The organism is Stutzerimonas kirkiae, from assembly GCF_004327335.1.
Classification (GTDB): domain Bacteria; phylum Pseudomonadota; class Gammaproteobacteria; order Pseudomonadales; family Pseudomonadaceae; genus Stutzerimonas; species Stutzerimonas kirkiae.
Map to the genome: position 1 here is coordinate 104,754 of NZ_QJUO01000001.1, position 14,357 is coordinate 119,110.

General features: G+C 62.1%; 14 protein-coding genes and 1 pseudogene. 4 read left to right on the plus strand and 11 right to left on the minus strand.

The genetic code is table 11. The features are described from left to right. Positions 1 to 809 precede the first annotated feature (809 nt). From DNJ95_RS00410 to DNJ95_RS00420, 3 genes are all read right to left on the minus strand, one after another. Positions 810 to 1,142 (minus strand): hypothetical protein, encoded by a 333-nt coding sequence (locus DNJ95_RS00410; protein WP_131182751.1) that lies wholly within the window; start codon positions 1,140 to 1,142, stop codon positions 810 to 812. Positions 1,143 to 1,230: 88 nt separating this feature from the next. Further along, positions 1,231 to 1,647 carry a nucleotide triphosphate diphosphatase NUDT15 gene (locus DNJ95_RS00415; RefSeq protein ID WP_131182752.1) on the minus strand — a complete coding sequence of 139 codons (417 nt, stop codon included), beginning with the start codon at positions 1,645 to 1,647 and terminating at the stop codon, positions 1,231 to 1,233. Positions 1,648 to 1,714: 67 nt separating this feature from the next. Next, on the minus strand, positions 1,715 to 2,515 hold the full coding sequence (locus DNJ95_RS00420; RefSeq protein ID WP_131182753.1) for a class I SAM-dependent methyltransferase: 801 nt from the start codon (positions 2,513 to 2,515) through the stop codon (positions 1,715 to 1,717). A gap of 154 nt (positions 2,516 to 2,669) precedes the next feature. Between DNJ95_RS00420 and DNJ95_RS00425 the strand changes: the two are divergent. Together DNJ95_RS00425 and DNJ95_RS00430 are read left to right on the plus strand one after the other, a co-directional pair. After that, positions 2,670 to 3,634 (plus strand): annotated as a pseudogene (locus DNJ95_RS00425) (integron integrase). Positions 3,635 to 4,051: 417 nt separating this feature from the next. Continuing rightward, the gene (locus DNJ95_RS00430) at positions 4,052 to 4,582 is read left to right on the plus strand and encodes a hypothetical protein (protein WP_131182754.1); all 531 of its coding nucleotides are present in this window, start codon (positions 4,052 to 4,054) and stop codon (positions 4,580 to 4,582) included. 535 nt (positions 4,583 to 5,117) lie between these two features. Here DNJ95_RS00430 and DNJ95_RS00435 read toward each other — a convergent pair. From DNJ95_RS00435 to bioB, 6 genes are all read right to left on the minus strand, one after another. After that, the gene (locus DNJ95_RS00435; RefSeq protein ID WP_131182755.1) at positions 5,118 to 5,366 is read right to left on the minus strand and encodes a hypothetical protein; all 249 of its coding nucleotides are present in this window, start codon (positions 5,364 to 5,366) and stop codon (positions 5,118 to 5,120) included. A 98-nt stretch (positions 5,367 to 5,464) separates the two neighbouring features. Beyond that, the gene (bioD, locus tag DNJ95_RS00440; protein WP_131182756.1) at positions 5,465 to 6,169 is read right to left on the minus strand and encodes a dethiobiotin synthase; all 705 of its coding nucleotides are present in this window, start codon (positions 6,167 to 6,169) and stop codon (positions 5,465 to 5,467) included. Then, on the minus strand, positions 6,166 to 6,939 hold the full coding sequence (gene bioC / locus DNJ95_RS00445) for a malonyl-ACP O-methyltransferase BioC (protein ID WP_131182757.1): 774 nt from the start codon (positions 6,937 to 6,939) through the stop codon (positions 6,166 to 6,168). The genes bioD and bioC overlap by 4 nt, the downstream gene beginning before the upstream one ends. Next, the gene (locus tag DNJ95_RS00450) at positions 6,936 to 7,673 is read right to left on the minus strand and encodes an alpha/beta fold hydrolase (protein ID WP_131182758.1); all 738 of its coding nucleotides are present in this window, start codon (positions 7,671 to 7,673) and stop codon (positions 6,936 to 6,938) included. The genes bioC and DNJ95_RS00450 overlap by 4 nt, the downstream gene beginning before the upstream one ends. Further along, positions 7,666 to 8,841, minus strand: a complete 1,176-nt coding sequence (bioF, locus tag DNJ95_RS00455; RefSeq protein ID WP_131182759.1) for an 8-amino-7-oxononanoate synthase — start codon at positions 8,839 to 8,841, stop codon at positions 7,666 to 7,668. Before bioF ends, DNJ95_RS00450 begins: the two co-directional genes overlap by 8 nt. Before the next feature lie 86 nt (positions 8,842 to 8,927). After that, the gene (gene bioB, locus DNJ95_RS00460) at positions 8,928 to 9,980 is read right to left on the minus strand and encodes a biotin synthase BioB (protein ID WP_131182760.1); all 1,053 of its coding nucleotides are present in this window, start codon (positions 9,978 to 9,980) and stop codon (positions 8,928 to 8,930) included. An 89-nt stretch (positions 9,981 to 10,069) separates the two neighbouring features. Between bioB and DNJ95_RS00465 the strand changes: the two genes are divergently transcribed. Both DNJ95_RS00465 and DNJ95_RS00470 read left to right on the plus strand, forming a co-directional pair. Next, positions 10,070 to 10,789, plus strand: coding sequence for a ComF family protein (locus tag DNJ95_RS00465; RefSeq protein ID WP_131182761.1), 720 nt, complete (start codon positions 10,070 to 10,072; stop codon positions 10,787 to 10,789). Between the two features lie 276 nt (positions 10,790 to 11,065). Then, on the plus strand, positions 11,066 to 12,043 hold the full coding sequence (locus DNJ95_RS00470) for a serine/threonine protein kinase (RefSeq protein ID WP_131182762.1): 978 nt from the start codon (positions 11,066 to 11,068) through the stop codon (positions 12,041 to 12,043). A gap of 140 nt (positions 12,044 to 12,183) precedes the next feature. Here the strand turns inward: DNJ95_RS00470 and DNJ95_RS00475 are convergent, their stop codons facing one another. Then, the gene (locus DNJ95_RS00475) at positions 12,184 to 13,500 is read right to left on the minus strand and encodes an ATP-binding protein (RefSeq protein WP_220445713.1); all 1,317 of its coding nucleotides are present in this window, start codon (positions 13,498 to 13,500) and stop codon (positions 12,184 to 12,186) included. Positions 13,501 to 13,547: 47 nt separating this feature from the next. Further along, the gene (locus tag DNJ95_RS00480) at positions 13,548 to 14,225 is read right to left on the minus strand and encodes a response regulator (RefSeq protein ID WP_131182763.1); all 678 of its coding nucleotides are present in this window, start codon (positions 14,223 to 14,225) and stop codon (positions 13,548 to 13,550) included. Positions 14,226 to 14,357 lie beyond the last annotated feature (132 nt).

Genomic DNA, 14,357 nt, shown 5'->3' on the forward strand with positions numbered 1-14,357 from the left:
GTCAGCCCCACCACTGCTTGTAGCTCTATAATCCAAGGTGCAGGCTTTGGCCTGTGTCCATAAGCGGAACGAGCGATTTGAACACCTGTCAGGGGCCACAAATTGCAATTCAACTTGAAGCTATAACGCCAGCAGTCAAAAGACCTATGCCCGTGTACCATGCCCAAAGGAATGGTCTTGCACGAGGCTCTTTCCTGGCATAGACATATACAAAGAAAGGCACTATTAGACATAAAACCGCATTCCCAGGCGACTTCACGATTGCGATACAAAATATGGCGACTTGTATTGCGACCATCAAGAAAAGGCCACTTAGAATTAGCAGGATTGCCATTGTAACTCCTAACGTTTGGTTAAGGGGGCTTCAGCCCGCCACAATGAGTGGAGCAAGTGATTCGAACCATTTACCAGAAGCGCGTATTTCAAAGGTTGGCGGGGAAAATCATCCACAAGATCAAGAGCAATAATCTTTTCGAGGAGTTACAAAAAATGTTTATCAGCCCCCTCAACCTCAAAAATAAACATGTGAAAGTATGGATTATCGCGTGAACAATCTTCATTAAATCGACAACGGCATTGTTCTGGGTAGTCGGACAACGACCTCGGCTCGGCAACAATATTATCTCCCGCACCATCAAAATTCCCCTTTCCATATTTCCGTTCAATGGCGTCATGCCGGATACAAATACTTCGCCATTCTGCTCTTTTCCAGCAAGTCACGGAGCTACTCCTAACGCCGCTTGGTTAAGGAATGAACTTTAGTCCCCCCCAGTGAGCGAAGCGAACGATTTGAACCAACTCTTATAGAGTTAGGTTTTTGCAGTAGCCTCATAGATGTATTGTTTTACGTCGCGATTCAGCACAAATGGGATCACGAACCAACCTAGACCGACTAAGAAACAAGAAATAAGCACTGAGAAAATAACATAATCAAGACTTACGACTTCTGCCCGATAAGCCTGCATTAAGCTGACCAAAGTGAGTGGAACAGTTAATATTGCCAAGACTAACGAAAGTAGTAACACCACAGGTAAATAGCTCGCATCAAAGACCATCGCAATCGTTCCACCAACGCAAAATATAGCGCTGGCCGTCAACAGCATAAAGATTGAAGTCTTATTTATTACTGCAAGGGCCTTCATTGTCTTCTTCCGCAATCAATTTATTTAAGTAGCAAGATCCCTAACACCTGAGTTAGGCCACGCCGTGAAGTAGCGTCAGGTTGAATTGTTAGGCCGCATCACTTGGTGCGAACCCTGTGGCATGAAGTGTTGCAAGAGGCTGAAACAATGGATGTGGCAGCTCCGACCAACGAAACCAATGCCATCCGAGACATTTCTCCGGCTCACAGATCACAGGATCACCAGAGTTGCTTTGAGCTACGACAAACAAAGTGACGTAATGCTTGCCCTCTGGAGCTATCACGTCACTTGTGTAAGGTGCAGGTACAGAATTCTGTATCTCCAACCGCGTTTCCTCGCGGACTTCACGAGCAGCGCACTCTGCGACGCTTTCACCAAATTCAAGATGTCCGCCTGGAAGTGCCCATGTTCCAGCTCCATGCGATCCAATTCTCTGCCCAAGCAAAACCAACCCATTGCGCAGAATGATTACGCCAACACCAACAAGTGGCTTCTTTGAGTTCATATCGAAAATTACCTGCGGCCTAACGCCTGAGCTAAGCCGCGCCGCGAAGCGGCGTCGGCTTGAATTGTTAGATTTTTATGGCACGTACAAATAAAACGTCACCAGAAGTAAAGTCGCTTTCCTGAACCAGGTCTGATTTTGTTTCAATCACCGAAAAACCAGCCTCCAAAAGCAAAGACTCCAGCTTCTCAACCGTGAAATAGTGATCCCATAGCACATAGGTGGATGATTCGCCCGAGTCGGAAATGACAATATATTTTTGCCCCCAAACCTGCTCTTTTTTAAAATGCTGACACTCTGACAACACGTAACAAGGTGACTTTGACCAAAATCCATTGGCACCTGCCCTTTCCCAAGAACGCCCCGCCGTTTTAGTTTGCGAAATGCCTGTGCCAAATACATCAAATACCAGCACGCCACTTGGGGTAAGTAACTGATGGACATTCAAGAGAAACGTTTTCTGTTGTTCGCTTGTCAGTGCACCGAAATCACAATAGATGCAGGTTGCTACATCAAAATCACCTACATCCATTTTGTCGAGGTAAGACTGATGCAGATACTGAACAGTCAGTCCTTTTGATTTTCCTGATTCAATAGCGTGGTTGATCGCTGATTCGTTGATATCCACACCAACAGCCGACCATCCGCGAGCAGCAAACTCCTGAGCATAAAGACCTGGGCCACACCCAAGATCAATGATAGAGCCTGTACCCGATTGATTCTCGAGAACCCAGTCAACGGTTGCTCTGATCGTGTTTGGTTTACGGCTCGCTGCATCAGAATCTGGATTGAGATGTGCTTTCAGCAGTTGTTCGCGAACATAGGAGCTCGACCAGATGTTTGCATTTCCAGTTTCATATAGTTCCATCAAGCCTCTCGAAGAATCTAACTATTAATTAGACGACATAGGTGTCGCGTTTCCACACGACACCTGTCGCATAATCTTCCTTGTCGTCTTGCAAGTCCTTGTCTAGCTTGAGGTTGTCGCGACAAACGCGGCAGCACTCAGGGAGAAACGCGACATGGATGACGGCAAGCCCAAGCTGCTGGATCAACTACGCCAGCAGATTCGAGTCAGAAACTATTCCATCCGCACCGAGACTGTCTATGCCGAATGGGCAAAACGCTATATTCGCTTCCACCTCTATAGGCATCCGGCCGAAATGGGGGCGGCGGAGATCGAGGCTTTTCTCACCCATCTTGCGGTCAAGCGCGATGTGTCCGCTTCGACGCAGAACCAGGCTCTGGCGGCACTGTTGTTTCTCTACAAGGAGGTGCTCAAGCTGGATCTGCCCTGGCTGCAGGGTGTCGTGCGGGCGAAGAAACCCAAGCGTTTGCCGGTGGTGTTGAGCCAGGATGAGGTGGCGCTTTTGTTGGAGCGAATTCAGGGTGTGCAGCGGCTCGTTGCCAATCTGCTTTATGGCTCGGGCCTGCGTTTGCTGGAGGCGCCGCGGCTGCGGGCCAAGGATGTGGATTTTGCCCGGCGGGAAATTCTGGTGCGCGATGGCAAGGGGCAGAAGGATCGGGTGACGATGCTGCCAACGCGTGTGGTCGAGCCGTTGCAAGCCCATCTGGAGATGGTGCGGCGGCTGCATCGGGAGGATCTGGTGGATGGCTTGGGCGAGGCCAATCTGCCCTTTGCGCTGGCGCGCAAGTACCCGAATGCGGCGAGGGAGTGGGGTTGGCAGTTCGTTTTTCCTTCAGTCAATCGTTCGTGCGACCCGCGTGGCCAGGGGATTTTCGCCATCACCTGCATGAGAAGACGATCCAGCGCGCCGTTCGCGAGGCGGCGCGGCGGGCCGGTTTGCTCAAGCATGCGACGCCTCATTCGCTACGACATTCCTTCGCTACCCATCTGCTGGAGGCGGGGCAGGATATTCGCACGGTGCAGGAGTTGCTGGGGCACTCGGACGTCAAAACGACCATGATCTACACCCATGTGCTCAATCGTGGCGGCCTGGCAGTACTCAGCCCACTGGATCGTTGAGTCTGTTGCGGAGGCGGGCTAAGTCGTAAGCACCACAAGGGGTACGCGGCCTCATCGAGCTCACCACCGAGGCCGTCATTCCGACGGCCTTTATTCGAGCGCACACATACTGGCCGGCGGTAAACCGAGTGAAGAATGCCCATGGCGATCGCCATCTGCTCTGTGGCTGTGCGCCCCTGGAGGACTACCCGGGCTGAGCGAGTAGGGTCGTAGCCATGGCGTTGCCGCCCCTTGCCAGCCGCCCGGCAAGGGATTGCCGCTGGCGACGCCTCTCGCGGCCATTCATCTTCGCAGCAGAACCCTGCGAGGCCTGATGCCCTGGGCTTTCCCTGGCGCATACCGGGTAGTGGAAAGCCCCCACACGCAGTGGCCTGCTTCTTGCTGAAGCAGGGGAACGAGAGTGAAAGGAAGATACCCATGTATATCGGCAACGCATACCCGACGACGAATACCACTTATGCGCGCCCGTTCAGCAGTGTGAATACTGCACAATCCACCCGGCAGGCCGAGGAAGGCAGGACAGGAGCTTATACGGATCGTGTCAGCATTTCGGACACAGCCCGGCAGGCCGCCAGCGCCGAGGCCTCGGCAGCATCGAGCACGTCGAGCGGGGAATATCCCGTGGAGATGTACCAGGTCCCCGACTGGATGGCGGACTACGGTTTCGAGCTGTCCGGCCAGCTCGGTGCCAGTGCCAGCGGGTTCGCCGAACGCTACTCCCAAGCGGCCACCGCCACCCAGGAAGAACGCAGCGAATACGCCGAACGAATCAGTGGCCATTACCAGGCAGTGCTCGCCAGCAATGGCATAGAAGGACTGGAGGCCCACTACCAGGCGACGATCCTCGACCAGGCCAGCAGCGAATCCCTGCATCAGCAGATGCGTGAACGCCTGCAGAATGACCCGGGGATGCTCGAGCTGATGGCGAAAATGGGCAAGTCGATCTGAATGCAGGGTGCGCTGTGCGTACCTGGGCCGTTATTCCCATACCTTTCAACCTGTTTGTGCGGCTTGCGGGGAGAGGCCGCTGCTTGGGCCAAGCTCCCCTTGCGGGCTACTGTATGCACACATCTACGCCTTGTCCTGGCGTTCCTGGTGTCGCGAACTACCGTGGCGACTATGGAAAGAGCCGTATGCGTGGCGAATGAATTATTCGCGGGACTTTCAGTTTCGCAGGCTGTTTCTTGCAGGCGCCACCGAGAGTGGCTGTGCGGATGCCAGGAACGCTGATCCCGAGGGGCGAAGATGTGTGCATACAGTAGCCCGCGAGGAGAGGTGGAAATCCGCGTATGGCCGACCGCCTGTAGCCGCGTTCCCCGCTATTGGTCCTGGCAAAGGCGTTGAAAGACATGGCCGTTATTCCCGGTGCGCACGGCGCACCCTGCGGCAAATCGGGCAATCGCTGTCGTCACGGAAATCGGAACGCTTCGAGAGCAGTTGAACAGGTTGCTGACAGCAACCCGGCACGGCTGCCGGTGGCAATTCAGGCCTGGGTATCGATCAGCGTACCCAGCACCTCGTCGGCGCTGCGGATCACACGGGCGCCGACCTGTGCAGCATGCTCGCCGACCTTCAGTTCGACCAGTTGCTCGGTCAGTTCGGCGAGTACCTGTGAGTTGCCCGCTACCGGCAGGGAGTTGGAGGCGATGGCAGCACCGGCTTCGTCGACACGCTGCTGGCCGCTCTGATAGGTACTCAGGCCCGCGCTCAGAAGACTGCTGTTGATTTGCATGAATCACCTCCGGAAACGAAATCGCGGCGCACTGCGCGATGGCCCAATGGAACATGGCCTGCGACAAGTAAAAGCCATAATGACTTGGGCTGCAAGCTTCAAGCTTCAAGCTTCAAGCTCAGAGCCTGTGTCAGCGCTGCCCGATCCAGGTGACCGGCCAGTGTGGCCGGGGCGGGCGGCTGCGACCAGGGCACCCGTCCGAGGCAGGGCGCGGGCAGGCGCGCCACCAGCGTCTCGATATTCCGCTCCAGCCGTGCGGTATCCGGGTCGCTGACATTGGCCACCCAGCCCGCCAGTTGCAGGCCGTCGGCGAGGATCGCCTCGGCGCTGAGCAACGCATGGTTGATGCAGCCCAGGCGCACGCCGACCACCAGGATCACCGGCAGGCCAAGCGCTATCGCCAGGTCGGATAAATCTTCATCGGCATTGAGCGGCACCCGCCAGCCGCCGGCGCCTTCCACCAGGGTAAAGTCGGCGCCCAGCGCCAGTACCGGGCGCACCGCCGCGGCCAGCCCGGCGCTGTCCAGCCGCACTCCCGCCTCCTCGGCGGCCAGGTGCGGCGCGATGGCCGGCGCGAAGGCAAAGGGGTTCAACCTTGCATAGGGCAGCGCCAGGCTGCATTCGGCCTGCAACGCCAGGGCATCGGCATTGCGCAGGCCGGCGGCGGTCCGCGTGCAACCGGAAGCCACCGGCTTGACCGCGGCGGTGGTCAGGCCGGCATGGCGGGCCTTGTGCAACAAGGCGCAGGCGATGCTGGTCTTGCCGGCATCGGTGTCGGTGCCGGTGACGAAGAAGGCACTCATTTGCGCAGTACTCCATAAATCACCTGGTAGGTGGCTGGCAGGCCCTCGGGCTGGCGCAGGCGCTCGTAGGCCCGGACCAGCGCCCGCAGGCGCGCACGCCCGGTCAGGCCGCCGGGGCGCCCGGGATTGAGGTTGTGCGCGCCCAGCGTCTTGAGCGCGTGGGTCAGGCTGGCCAGGTCGGGGAAATGCACGGTCAGCGGGCTGACGTGCAGGCTCACTACCTGCAAGTCGCTGCCCGCACAAAGCCTCTGGTAGTCCTGCGGCGAGCGGAAGCGATTGACATGGGCATGGCCATCGACTTCGCGCCAACTGTCGCGCAACTCCGCCAGGGTACCGTCGCACAGGCTGCTGAACGCCAGCAGGCCGCCGCTGCGCAGTACTCGCCGCGCCTCACGCAATACCTGGGCGAAATCCCCGCACCATTGCAGCGCCAGGCTGGAGAACAGCAGGTCGAAGCTGGCATCCGCCAGCGGCAGGGCTTCGGCATCGCCGGCGATAAAGGCAGCGGCTCCGCCCTGTGGCCGGGCATGCCGCAGCATGCCTTCGGCCAGGTCCAGCGCCACGCCTTCGGCGGCCGGCCAGCGCCGGGCCAACTCGCGGGAGAAGTGGCCGGTGCCACAGCCCAGGTCCAGCCAGCGCCCGGCACTGGTCGTTGCGGGCAGTTCTCCCAGCAGGGCATGGCCGATATCGCGCTGCAGGCCGGCCACGCTATCGTAGCTGGCGGCGGCACGGGAGAACGAGGCCGCTATCGCGCCCTTGTCCGGCATCATGGCCGTACCCCCAGGGCCCGTTGCCGCTTCGTCTCGGCCAGGATAAAGGCGCGAATACGCTCGGACAGAAGTTCCGGGGTTTCCAGCGGCAAGGCATGCCCCGCCGCGATCATCTCGATCTGCGCTTGCGGCAGCAAGGCCTGCAGACTTGCCGCGCCACCTTGCGGGACCAGCGCATCGTCCGCGCCGAACAGATGCAGTTGCGGCCCCGCGTACTGGCGCAATGCATCGCGGCCATCGAGTTCGGCCAGCAGGCACAAGCCGGCCGCCAGCGCCTCGGGCGACCAACCATGCTGCAACGCCTGCAGGCGCTGGGCGCTCTGCCGCGGCGCGGAACCGCCGCGGCTGCACAATACGGTAAAACGCTTCAAGGTGCCCGCCGGGTCCTGCTGGAAGCTTTCACGAAAGGCCTCGAATGTCGCGAGAGGCATCGCCTCGGGCCAATCCTCACGGCTGCTGAAGCAGGCATTGCTGGCGACGGTGACCAGCCCAGGGCAATCGCCCCCCCGGCGTGCCGCCAGTTGCGCCGCCAGCATGCCACCCAGGGACCAGCCGCCCAGCCAGCCTCCGCGTGGCAGTCGCTCATCCAGCTCGTCCAGCCAGTTGGCCGGATTGGCCGACAACGGCAGTGCCTCCAGCCGCACCTCCAGTGCCGGACGCAGGCAATCGGCCAGGGGCTGCAACGCGGTAGGCGAGCAGGACCAGCCCGGCAACAGCGACAGCACTTCAGTCATCGCCGTCATCCCCCAGCGCCGCCCAGCCATCGGCCAGGGCTTCCAGCATCCGTTCCACCTGGGCCTCTTCATGCGCGGCACTCAGGGTCACACGCAAGCGCGCGGTGCCCTGCGGCACCGTCGGCGGGCGGATGGCGCCGACCAGGATGCCGCGCTGGCGCAGGTACTGCGCCAGGCGCAAGGCGCGCCCGCTGCTGCCGACCAGAAGCGGCTGGATCGGCGTCGGGCTGTCCATCAACGGCAGCCCGATACGCTGTGCCCCCTCGCGGAAACGCTCGATCAGCACACGCAGATGCTCGCGTCGCCAGCCTTCCTCGCGCAGCAGGCGCAGGCTCGCCAGGGTGGCGCAGGCCAGGGCCGGCGACTGGCTGGTGGTGTAGATATAGGGCCGGGCGAACTGGATCAGCGTTTCGATCAGTTCCTCGCTGCCGGCGACGAAGGCGCCTCCCGTGCCGAACGCCTTGCCCAGGGTGCCGACCAGCACCGGCACGTCCTCCAGGGACAGGCCGAACTGCTCGACGATACCGCCGCCCGTGGCGCCCAGGGTGCCGAAACCGTGCGCATCGTCGACCATCACCCAGGCCCCATGCGCCCTGGCGGCGGCACACAGTGCAGGCAGGTCGGCCAGGTCGCCGTCCATGCTGAATACGCCATCGGTCACCACCAGGGTATTGCCGCTGGCCTTGCCCAGGCGCGCAGCCAGGCTATCGGCATCGTTGTGCAGGTAACGGGCGAAGCGCGCCCCCGACAGCAGCCCGGCATCCAGCAACGAAGCGTGGTTGAGACGGTCCTGCAATACCGTATCGCCCTGCCCGACCAGCGCGGTGACGGCGGCCAGGTTGGCCATGTAGCCAGTTGAGAACAGCAGCGCCCGAGGCCGCCCGCAGAACTCGGCGAGAGCCAGCTCCAGTTCGTGGTGCGGCGTGGAATGACCGATCACCAGGTGCGAGGCGCCGCCGCCGACGCCCCAGCGCCGCGCGCCGTCGGCCATGGCCTGGATCACCTGCGGGTGGTTGGCCAGCCCCAGGTAGTCGTTGGAACAGAAGGCCAGCAACGCTTCGCCATCGACCCGCACCAGAGGCCCTTGCGGGCTCTCCAGCAGCGGACGCTGGCGATGGAGATCGGCGGCCCGGCGCTCGGCGAGGCGGGAGGAAAGATCGAAAAGCATGGAAAGCTCGATAACAGCGGCTGGACGCTTGAGGCTGGACGAAAAGGCAACATCGTCCAGCCTCAAGCCCCTAGCCTTCAGCGGCTTTACAACGCCGCATTGTAGAAAAGCCGCGAGTCGCGCTGTTCGATCAGCGCCTGCTCGATGGCGGCCTGGTGTACTTCGTCGGCGTGGTCCTGGCGCTTCTCCGGCTTGATGCCGAGGCGGCGGAACAGCGCCATGTCGCGGTCCGCCTGCGGGTTGCCGGTGGTCAGCAGCTTCTCGCCGTAGAAGATCGAGTTGGCGCCGGCCATGAAGGCCAGCGCCTGCATCTGTTCGTTCATCTGCTCGCGCCCGGCGGACAGCCGCACATGGGACTTCGGCATCATGATGCGCGCCACCGCCAGCATGCGGATGAAGTCGAAGGGATCGACATCTTCCTCGGCCGCCAGGGGCGTGCCCTCGACCTTGACCAGCATGTTGATCGGCACCGACTCCGGGTGCTCCGGCAGGTTGGCCAACTGGATCAGCAGCCCGGCGCGGTCGTCCAGCGACTCGCCCATGCCGAGGATGCCGCCGGAACAGATCTTCATGCCGGCCTCGCGCACATAAGCGAGGGTCTGCAGGCGTTCGGAATAGGTGCGGGTGGTGATGATATTGCCGTAGAACTCCGGCGAGGTGTCGAGGTTGTGGTTGTAGTAGTCCAGCCCCGCGTCGGCCAGCGCCTGGGTCTGCTCCTGGGTCAGGCGGCCGAGAGTCATGCAGGTTTCCAGCCCCAGCGCCTTGACCCCTTCGACCATTTTCAGCACATAGGGCATGTCCTTGGCCGACGGATGCTTCCAGGCCGCGCCCATGCAGAAGCGCGTCGAGCCGATGGCCCTGGCCTCGGCGGCGGCCTCCAGCACCTTCTGCACTTCCATCAGCTTCTGCTTGTCCAGCCCGGTGTTGTAGTGGCCGGACTGCGGGCAGTACTTGCAGTCCTCCGGGCAGGCGCCGGTCTTGATCGACAACAGGGTGGAGACCTGCACGCGATTGGCATCGAAGTGCCGGCGATGTACTGTCTGCGCGAGGAACAGCAGGTCGTTGAAGGGTTGCTCGAAGAGCGCGCGAACCTCGGTGAGGTTCCAGTCATGGCGAAGATCGGAAGCTGTGGCGCTCATGGGCGCGCTCCTTTTGTAGTAGCGAGAAAGCCGGCACGGATGCGCAATGGTCGACAAGCCCGGCGCCCATGTCAACCAGGGATGGAGCAATGGTTTACAACTGGACAATTATTGAACACAAATGCCTGCTATGCGGCAGCGCCACAGGCAATACCGAGGGCGTGTGTCCAGCCTGCGCGGGCGACCTGCCCTGGCTGAAAGGCTGTTGTTCGGTCTGCGCCCTGCCGCTGCCGGCCACCGGGCTGGTCTGCGGCCAGTGCCTGAAACGTCCGCCGGCCTATGACCGGGTCGTGGCGCCCTGGTCGTTCGAGTTCCCGCTGGATGGCTTGGTCAGCGGCTTCAAGTACCAGGCACGCTGGCCCATGGGGCGGCTGCTGGCAGGGCTGCTGGCGGAGCACCTGCGACGGCAGTACCAGGCGGGCCTGCCCCGGCCGATAACGCTGCTGCCGGTGCCGCTATCACGTCGGCGCCTGCGCCAACGTGGCTTCAACCAGGCGCAGATGCTGGCGCGCTGGCTGGGCCAGGCGCTGGGCATACCCGTCATCGACGACCTGCTGTCGCGCACCCGGGATACGCCACCGCAACAGCAACTGGATGCCCGCACCCGCCGCCGCAACCTGCTCGGCGCTTTCGCCCTGGCACCCGACAGCCGCATACGAAAAGGACACCTGGCACTGATCGACGACGTGCTGACCACCGGCGCCACCGCCCAGGCCCTGGCGCGCCTGCTCAAGCGCCACGGCGCCGGCCGGGTGGATGTCTATTGCCTGGCGCGCACGCCCAGCCCTGGGCAGCGCCCCAGTCCCTAGAACAGGCTTGCCCGCGAACGGCATGGGGTCGACGACAAGGGCTGCGCGGCCAAGTCCGCTCCTACGGTGTACACACTCGAAAAGCCGCAAACAGCGCTGGAAGGCTCGAGACTGGACGGCCGGCACGGGGCCGGAGCTTCTACCTCCAGCTTTCCAGTCTCCAGCGCTTTCGATCGAAGGCTTTGCGCCGCGATCGCCCCGGGCTTATGGCTCCCAGGCTTTCACTTGTGGGCCGAAGCTTGTAGCGTGTCGCACGCCTTCTTCAGGAACCAGACCATGTCCCACCCTTTCGACGCCCTCAGTCCGGACCTGGTCCTCGACGCAGTGGAAAGCCTCGGTTATCTCAGCGATGCCCGGGTGCTGGCCCTCAACAGCTACGAAAACCGTGTCTACCAGGTCGGTATCGAAGGCGAGGCGCCACTGATCGCCAAGTTCTACCGCCCGCAGCGCTGGAGCGATGCAGCGATCCTCGAAGAGCACCATTTCAGCCAGGAACTGGCGGAGCGCGAGATCCCGCTGGTGGCGCCCCTGGTGCATGATGGCCGCAGCCTGTTCGAACATGCCGGCTTCCGCTTCGCACTGTTTCCCCGCCGCGGCGGTCGCGCGCCCGAGGTCGACGACCCTGAACAGATGTACCGCCTCGGGCAGTTGCTCGGGCGCCTGCACGCGGTCGGCGCCAGCCACCCGTTCGAGCACCGGGAAACCCTGAACCCGCGGCTTTTCGGCCACGACACCCTGGCCACCCTGCTGCAGGGTGGCTTCATCCCCCGCGCATTGCTCAAGGACTATACGGCGGTCGCCCAGGACCTGCTGGCACGGGTCGATGCCCTGTTCGCGGCCACCCCCTACCGGGCGATTCGCCTGCATGGCGACTGCCATCCGGGCAATATCCTGGTACGCGACGATGCGATGTACCTGGTCGACCTCGACGACTGCCGCATGGGGCCTGCCATCCAGGACCTGTGGATGATGCTGTGCGGCGAGCGCCACGAGCGAACCACGCAACTGGCCGAGCTGCTGGAAGGCTACCGCGAATTCAATGACTTCGACCTGCGCGAACTGGCCTTGCTGGAGGGGTTGCGGACCTTGCGCCTGTTGCACTACAGCGCCTGGCTGGCCAGGCGCTGGGATGACCCGGCGTTCCCGGTGAACTTCCCCTGGTTCGGCAGCGAGGCCTATTGGCACGGGCAGTTGCAGATCCTCAGCCAGCAGCGCACGGCGCTGGAGCAACCGCCACTGCGGCTTTTCCCGTAGGGTCACGCCCACCGGCGCAACCCGCATGGGTTGAGAAGCATCGCGACGAGCCCCACCGGCAGGCACCGGTGATGGGTATCGCTGCGTGTTCTGCCGGGACACCTAGGTGCACTCGCCCATCCTGCGCACCTGGTTGCCGCTCAATCGTCGCGCAAGCGCACGTGAAAGGCCGCGCCGCCCAGCGCGGAGTCGTCCAGGCTGAGTTCGCCGCCATAGCTGTCGAGGATGTCCTTGACCACCGCCAGGCCGATACCCTGCCCCGGATGCCGGGCATCCAGGCGCTCACCGCGCTGGATGATACGACTGCGCTGGTCGGGCGGCACACCCGGCCCATCGTCCTCGACACAGACCAGCCACTCGTCGCCGGCCTGCACGCTGACTCGGACCTCATGCAGGCACAGGCGATAGGCGTTTTCCAGCAGGTTGCCCAGCAGCTCCATCAGCGCGCCCCGCTCCATCGGCATCCGGCAGCCCGGCGGTAGGTCGAGGCGGACCTGTACCCGTTTGTCCTGGTAGACCTTGTTCAGCGTACTGCACAGGCTCTCCAGCAATGGCCGCAGCTCCACCCGATGCCGCACCAGGCCACTCTTGCCGAGGCTGGCCCGCTGCAACTGGTAGTCGATCTGCTGGCTCATACGCTCGATCTGCGCGCGCATGACCTGCGCCTGCTCGCGGTTGTGCGGCTGCCCGCGCATCACCTCACCCAACCCCTGCAGCACCGCCAGCGGGGTTTTCAGGCTGTGCGCCAGGTCGCCCAGGGAGTTGCGATAATGCTGGCGCTGGCGCTGCTCGCTTTCCAGCAAGCGGTTCAACGAACGGGTCAACCGCAACAGTTCCTGTGGGTGCCGGTCGCTCAGGCTCTGCAGGCGCCCCGACTCGATCTGATCCAGCTCGCGGCTGAGGCGCTTCAACGAACGGAAGCCCCAGGTCAGCCCCAGCCACAGCAGTATCCACAACACCAGCAGGCCACCGCCGAGCCACAGGTAGAGCTGGCGCCGGAATTCGGCGAACAGGCTCTGGTACTCGCTGCTCGGCTGCATGGTGATAAAGCTGTAGGCTCGCTGTGAATCGCCGGGCAGATGCAGCTCGACATCGTAGACGAAATATTCCAGCCCCTCGGCATCGCGTATCTTCAGGAACTCGGTCACGCCCCCCTCGTAGCGCGGCCGGTAGTCGATGCTTTCGTCTTCCGAGGAACGCGACTGCCACAGCAGGCGCCCCTCATGGTCGTGGATATAGCCCAGCAGCTTGGCATCCGGCAGGTTGAACTCCTCATCCGGCAGGCGCTCGGGCATCTGCAACTGGCCATCCGCCAGGTGCGCGACACTGATAAGGGTATTGGCATCGGCGGCCAGGCGCTGCTCGATGATGTGCTCGAAGGTACGGCTGAAGGCGGTCTGCATCACCGGCAACAGCGCCAGCATGAACAGGATCGCCAGGGTTGCCGCGCCCAGCATCAGGCGCAGGCGCAGCGACAGATTGCCGAACGGGCGCGGCCCCGGCCTCACCGGCACACCTCGGTGAACAGGTAACCCAGGCCGCGTACGGTCTCGATGGGCTTCATCCCGCACTGGGACTCCAGCTTGCGCCGCAGGCGCCCCACCAGCACTTCGACGACGTTCGGGTCACGCTCGCCATCATCGGGGTAGAGTTGCTCCATCAGGCGTTCCTTGGCCACCACCTGCTGCTGGTGGCGCATCAGGTATTCGAGGATGCGGTACTCGTAGGCGGTCAACGGCAATGGCTGGCCATTGCCCGTGGCCTGCTTGCGGTTGAGGTCCAGACGTAGCGTCCCGGCTTCGATGCTGGCCTGGGTGAAGCCACAGGAGCGGCGCAGCAGGGCATTCAGGCGCGCCTCCAGCTCCTCGAACTGGAAAGGCTTGACCACATAGTCGTCGGCACCGCAGGCCAGTCCTTCGACCTTGTCCTGCCAGTTGCCCCGCGCGGTCAGGATCAGGATGGGAAAGTCGCGGCCCTGGCTGCGCAACTGGCGGATCAGGTCCAGCCCGCTGATGCCCGGCAACCCCAGGTCGATCACCGCCAGGTCATGGTGATATTCCTGGCTGCGGTACAGCGCCTCCTCGGCGTTGGCCACGGCGTCGACCACATGCCCGCTCTCGCCGAGGCGGGTCTGCAGGTGATGACGCAACAGCGCCTCGTCTTCCACAACCAGCATTTTCATCGGGTACTCCTGTAAGGCCCATGCCTTTCAACATGTTGGAGGCTTACGGATCATAACGGCCATAAACCGTAAAGAGCGCCGAAGGCTGGACGAAAAGGGCAGCGCCACACTTCGTCCAGCCTCCAGCGCCCT

Coding starts and splice junctions, on each gene's coding strand:
- DNJ95_RS00410 (WP_131182751.1), bottom strand. CDS start 1,142: ATGAAGGCCCTTGCAGTAATAAATAAGACTTCAATCTTTATGCTGTTG.
- DNJ95_RS00415 (WP_131182752.1), bottom strand. CDS start 1,647: ATGAACTCAAAGAAGCCACTTGTTGGTGTTGGCGTAATCATTCTGCGC.
- DNJ95_RS00420 (WP_131182753.1), bottom strand. CDS start 2,515: ATGGAACTATATGAAACTGGAAATGCAAACATCTGGTCGAGCTCCTAT.
- DNJ95_RS00430 (WP_131182754.1), top strand. CDS start 4,052: ATGTATATCGGCAACGCATACCCGACGACGAATACCACTTATGCGCGC.
- DNJ95_RS00435 (WP_131182755.1), bottom strand. CDS start 5,366: ATGCAAATCAACAGCAGTCTTCTGAGCGCGGGCCTGAGTACCTATCAG.
- bioD (WP_131182756.1), bottom strand. CDS start 6,169: ATGAGTGCCTTCTTCGTCACCGGCACCGACACCGATGCCGGCAAGACC.
- bioC (WP_131182757.1), bottom strand. CDS start 6,939: ATGATGCCGGACAAGGGCGCGATAGCGGCCTCGTTCTCCCGTGCCGCC.
- DNJ95_RS00450 (WP_131182758.1), bottom strand. CDS start 7,673: ATGACTGAAGTGCTGTCGCTGTTGCCGGGCTGGTCCTGCTCGCCTACC.
- bioF (WP_131182759.1), bottom strand. CDS start 8,841: ATGCTTTTCGATCTTTCCTCCCGCCTCGCCGAGCGCCGGGCCGCCGAT.
- bioB (WP_131182760.1), bottom strand. CDS start 9,980: ATGAGCGCCACAGCTTCCGATCTTCGCCATGACTGGAACCTCACCGAG.
- DNJ95_RS00465 (WP_131182761.1), top strand. CDS start 10,070: ATGGTTTACAACTGGACAATTATTGAACACAAATGCCTGCTATGCGGC.
- DNJ95_RS00470 (WP_131182762.1), top strand. CDS start 11,066: ATGTCCCACCCTTTCGACGCCCTCAGTCCGGACCTGGTCCTCGACGCA.
- DNJ95_RS00475 (WP_220445713.1), bottom strand. CDS start 13,500: ATGCTGGGCGCGGCAACCCTGGCGATCCTGTTCATGCTGGCGCTGTTG.
- DNJ95_RS00480 (WP_131182763.1), bottom strand. CDS start 14,225: ATGAAAATGCTGGTTGTGGAAGACGAGGCGCTGTTGCGTCATCACCTG.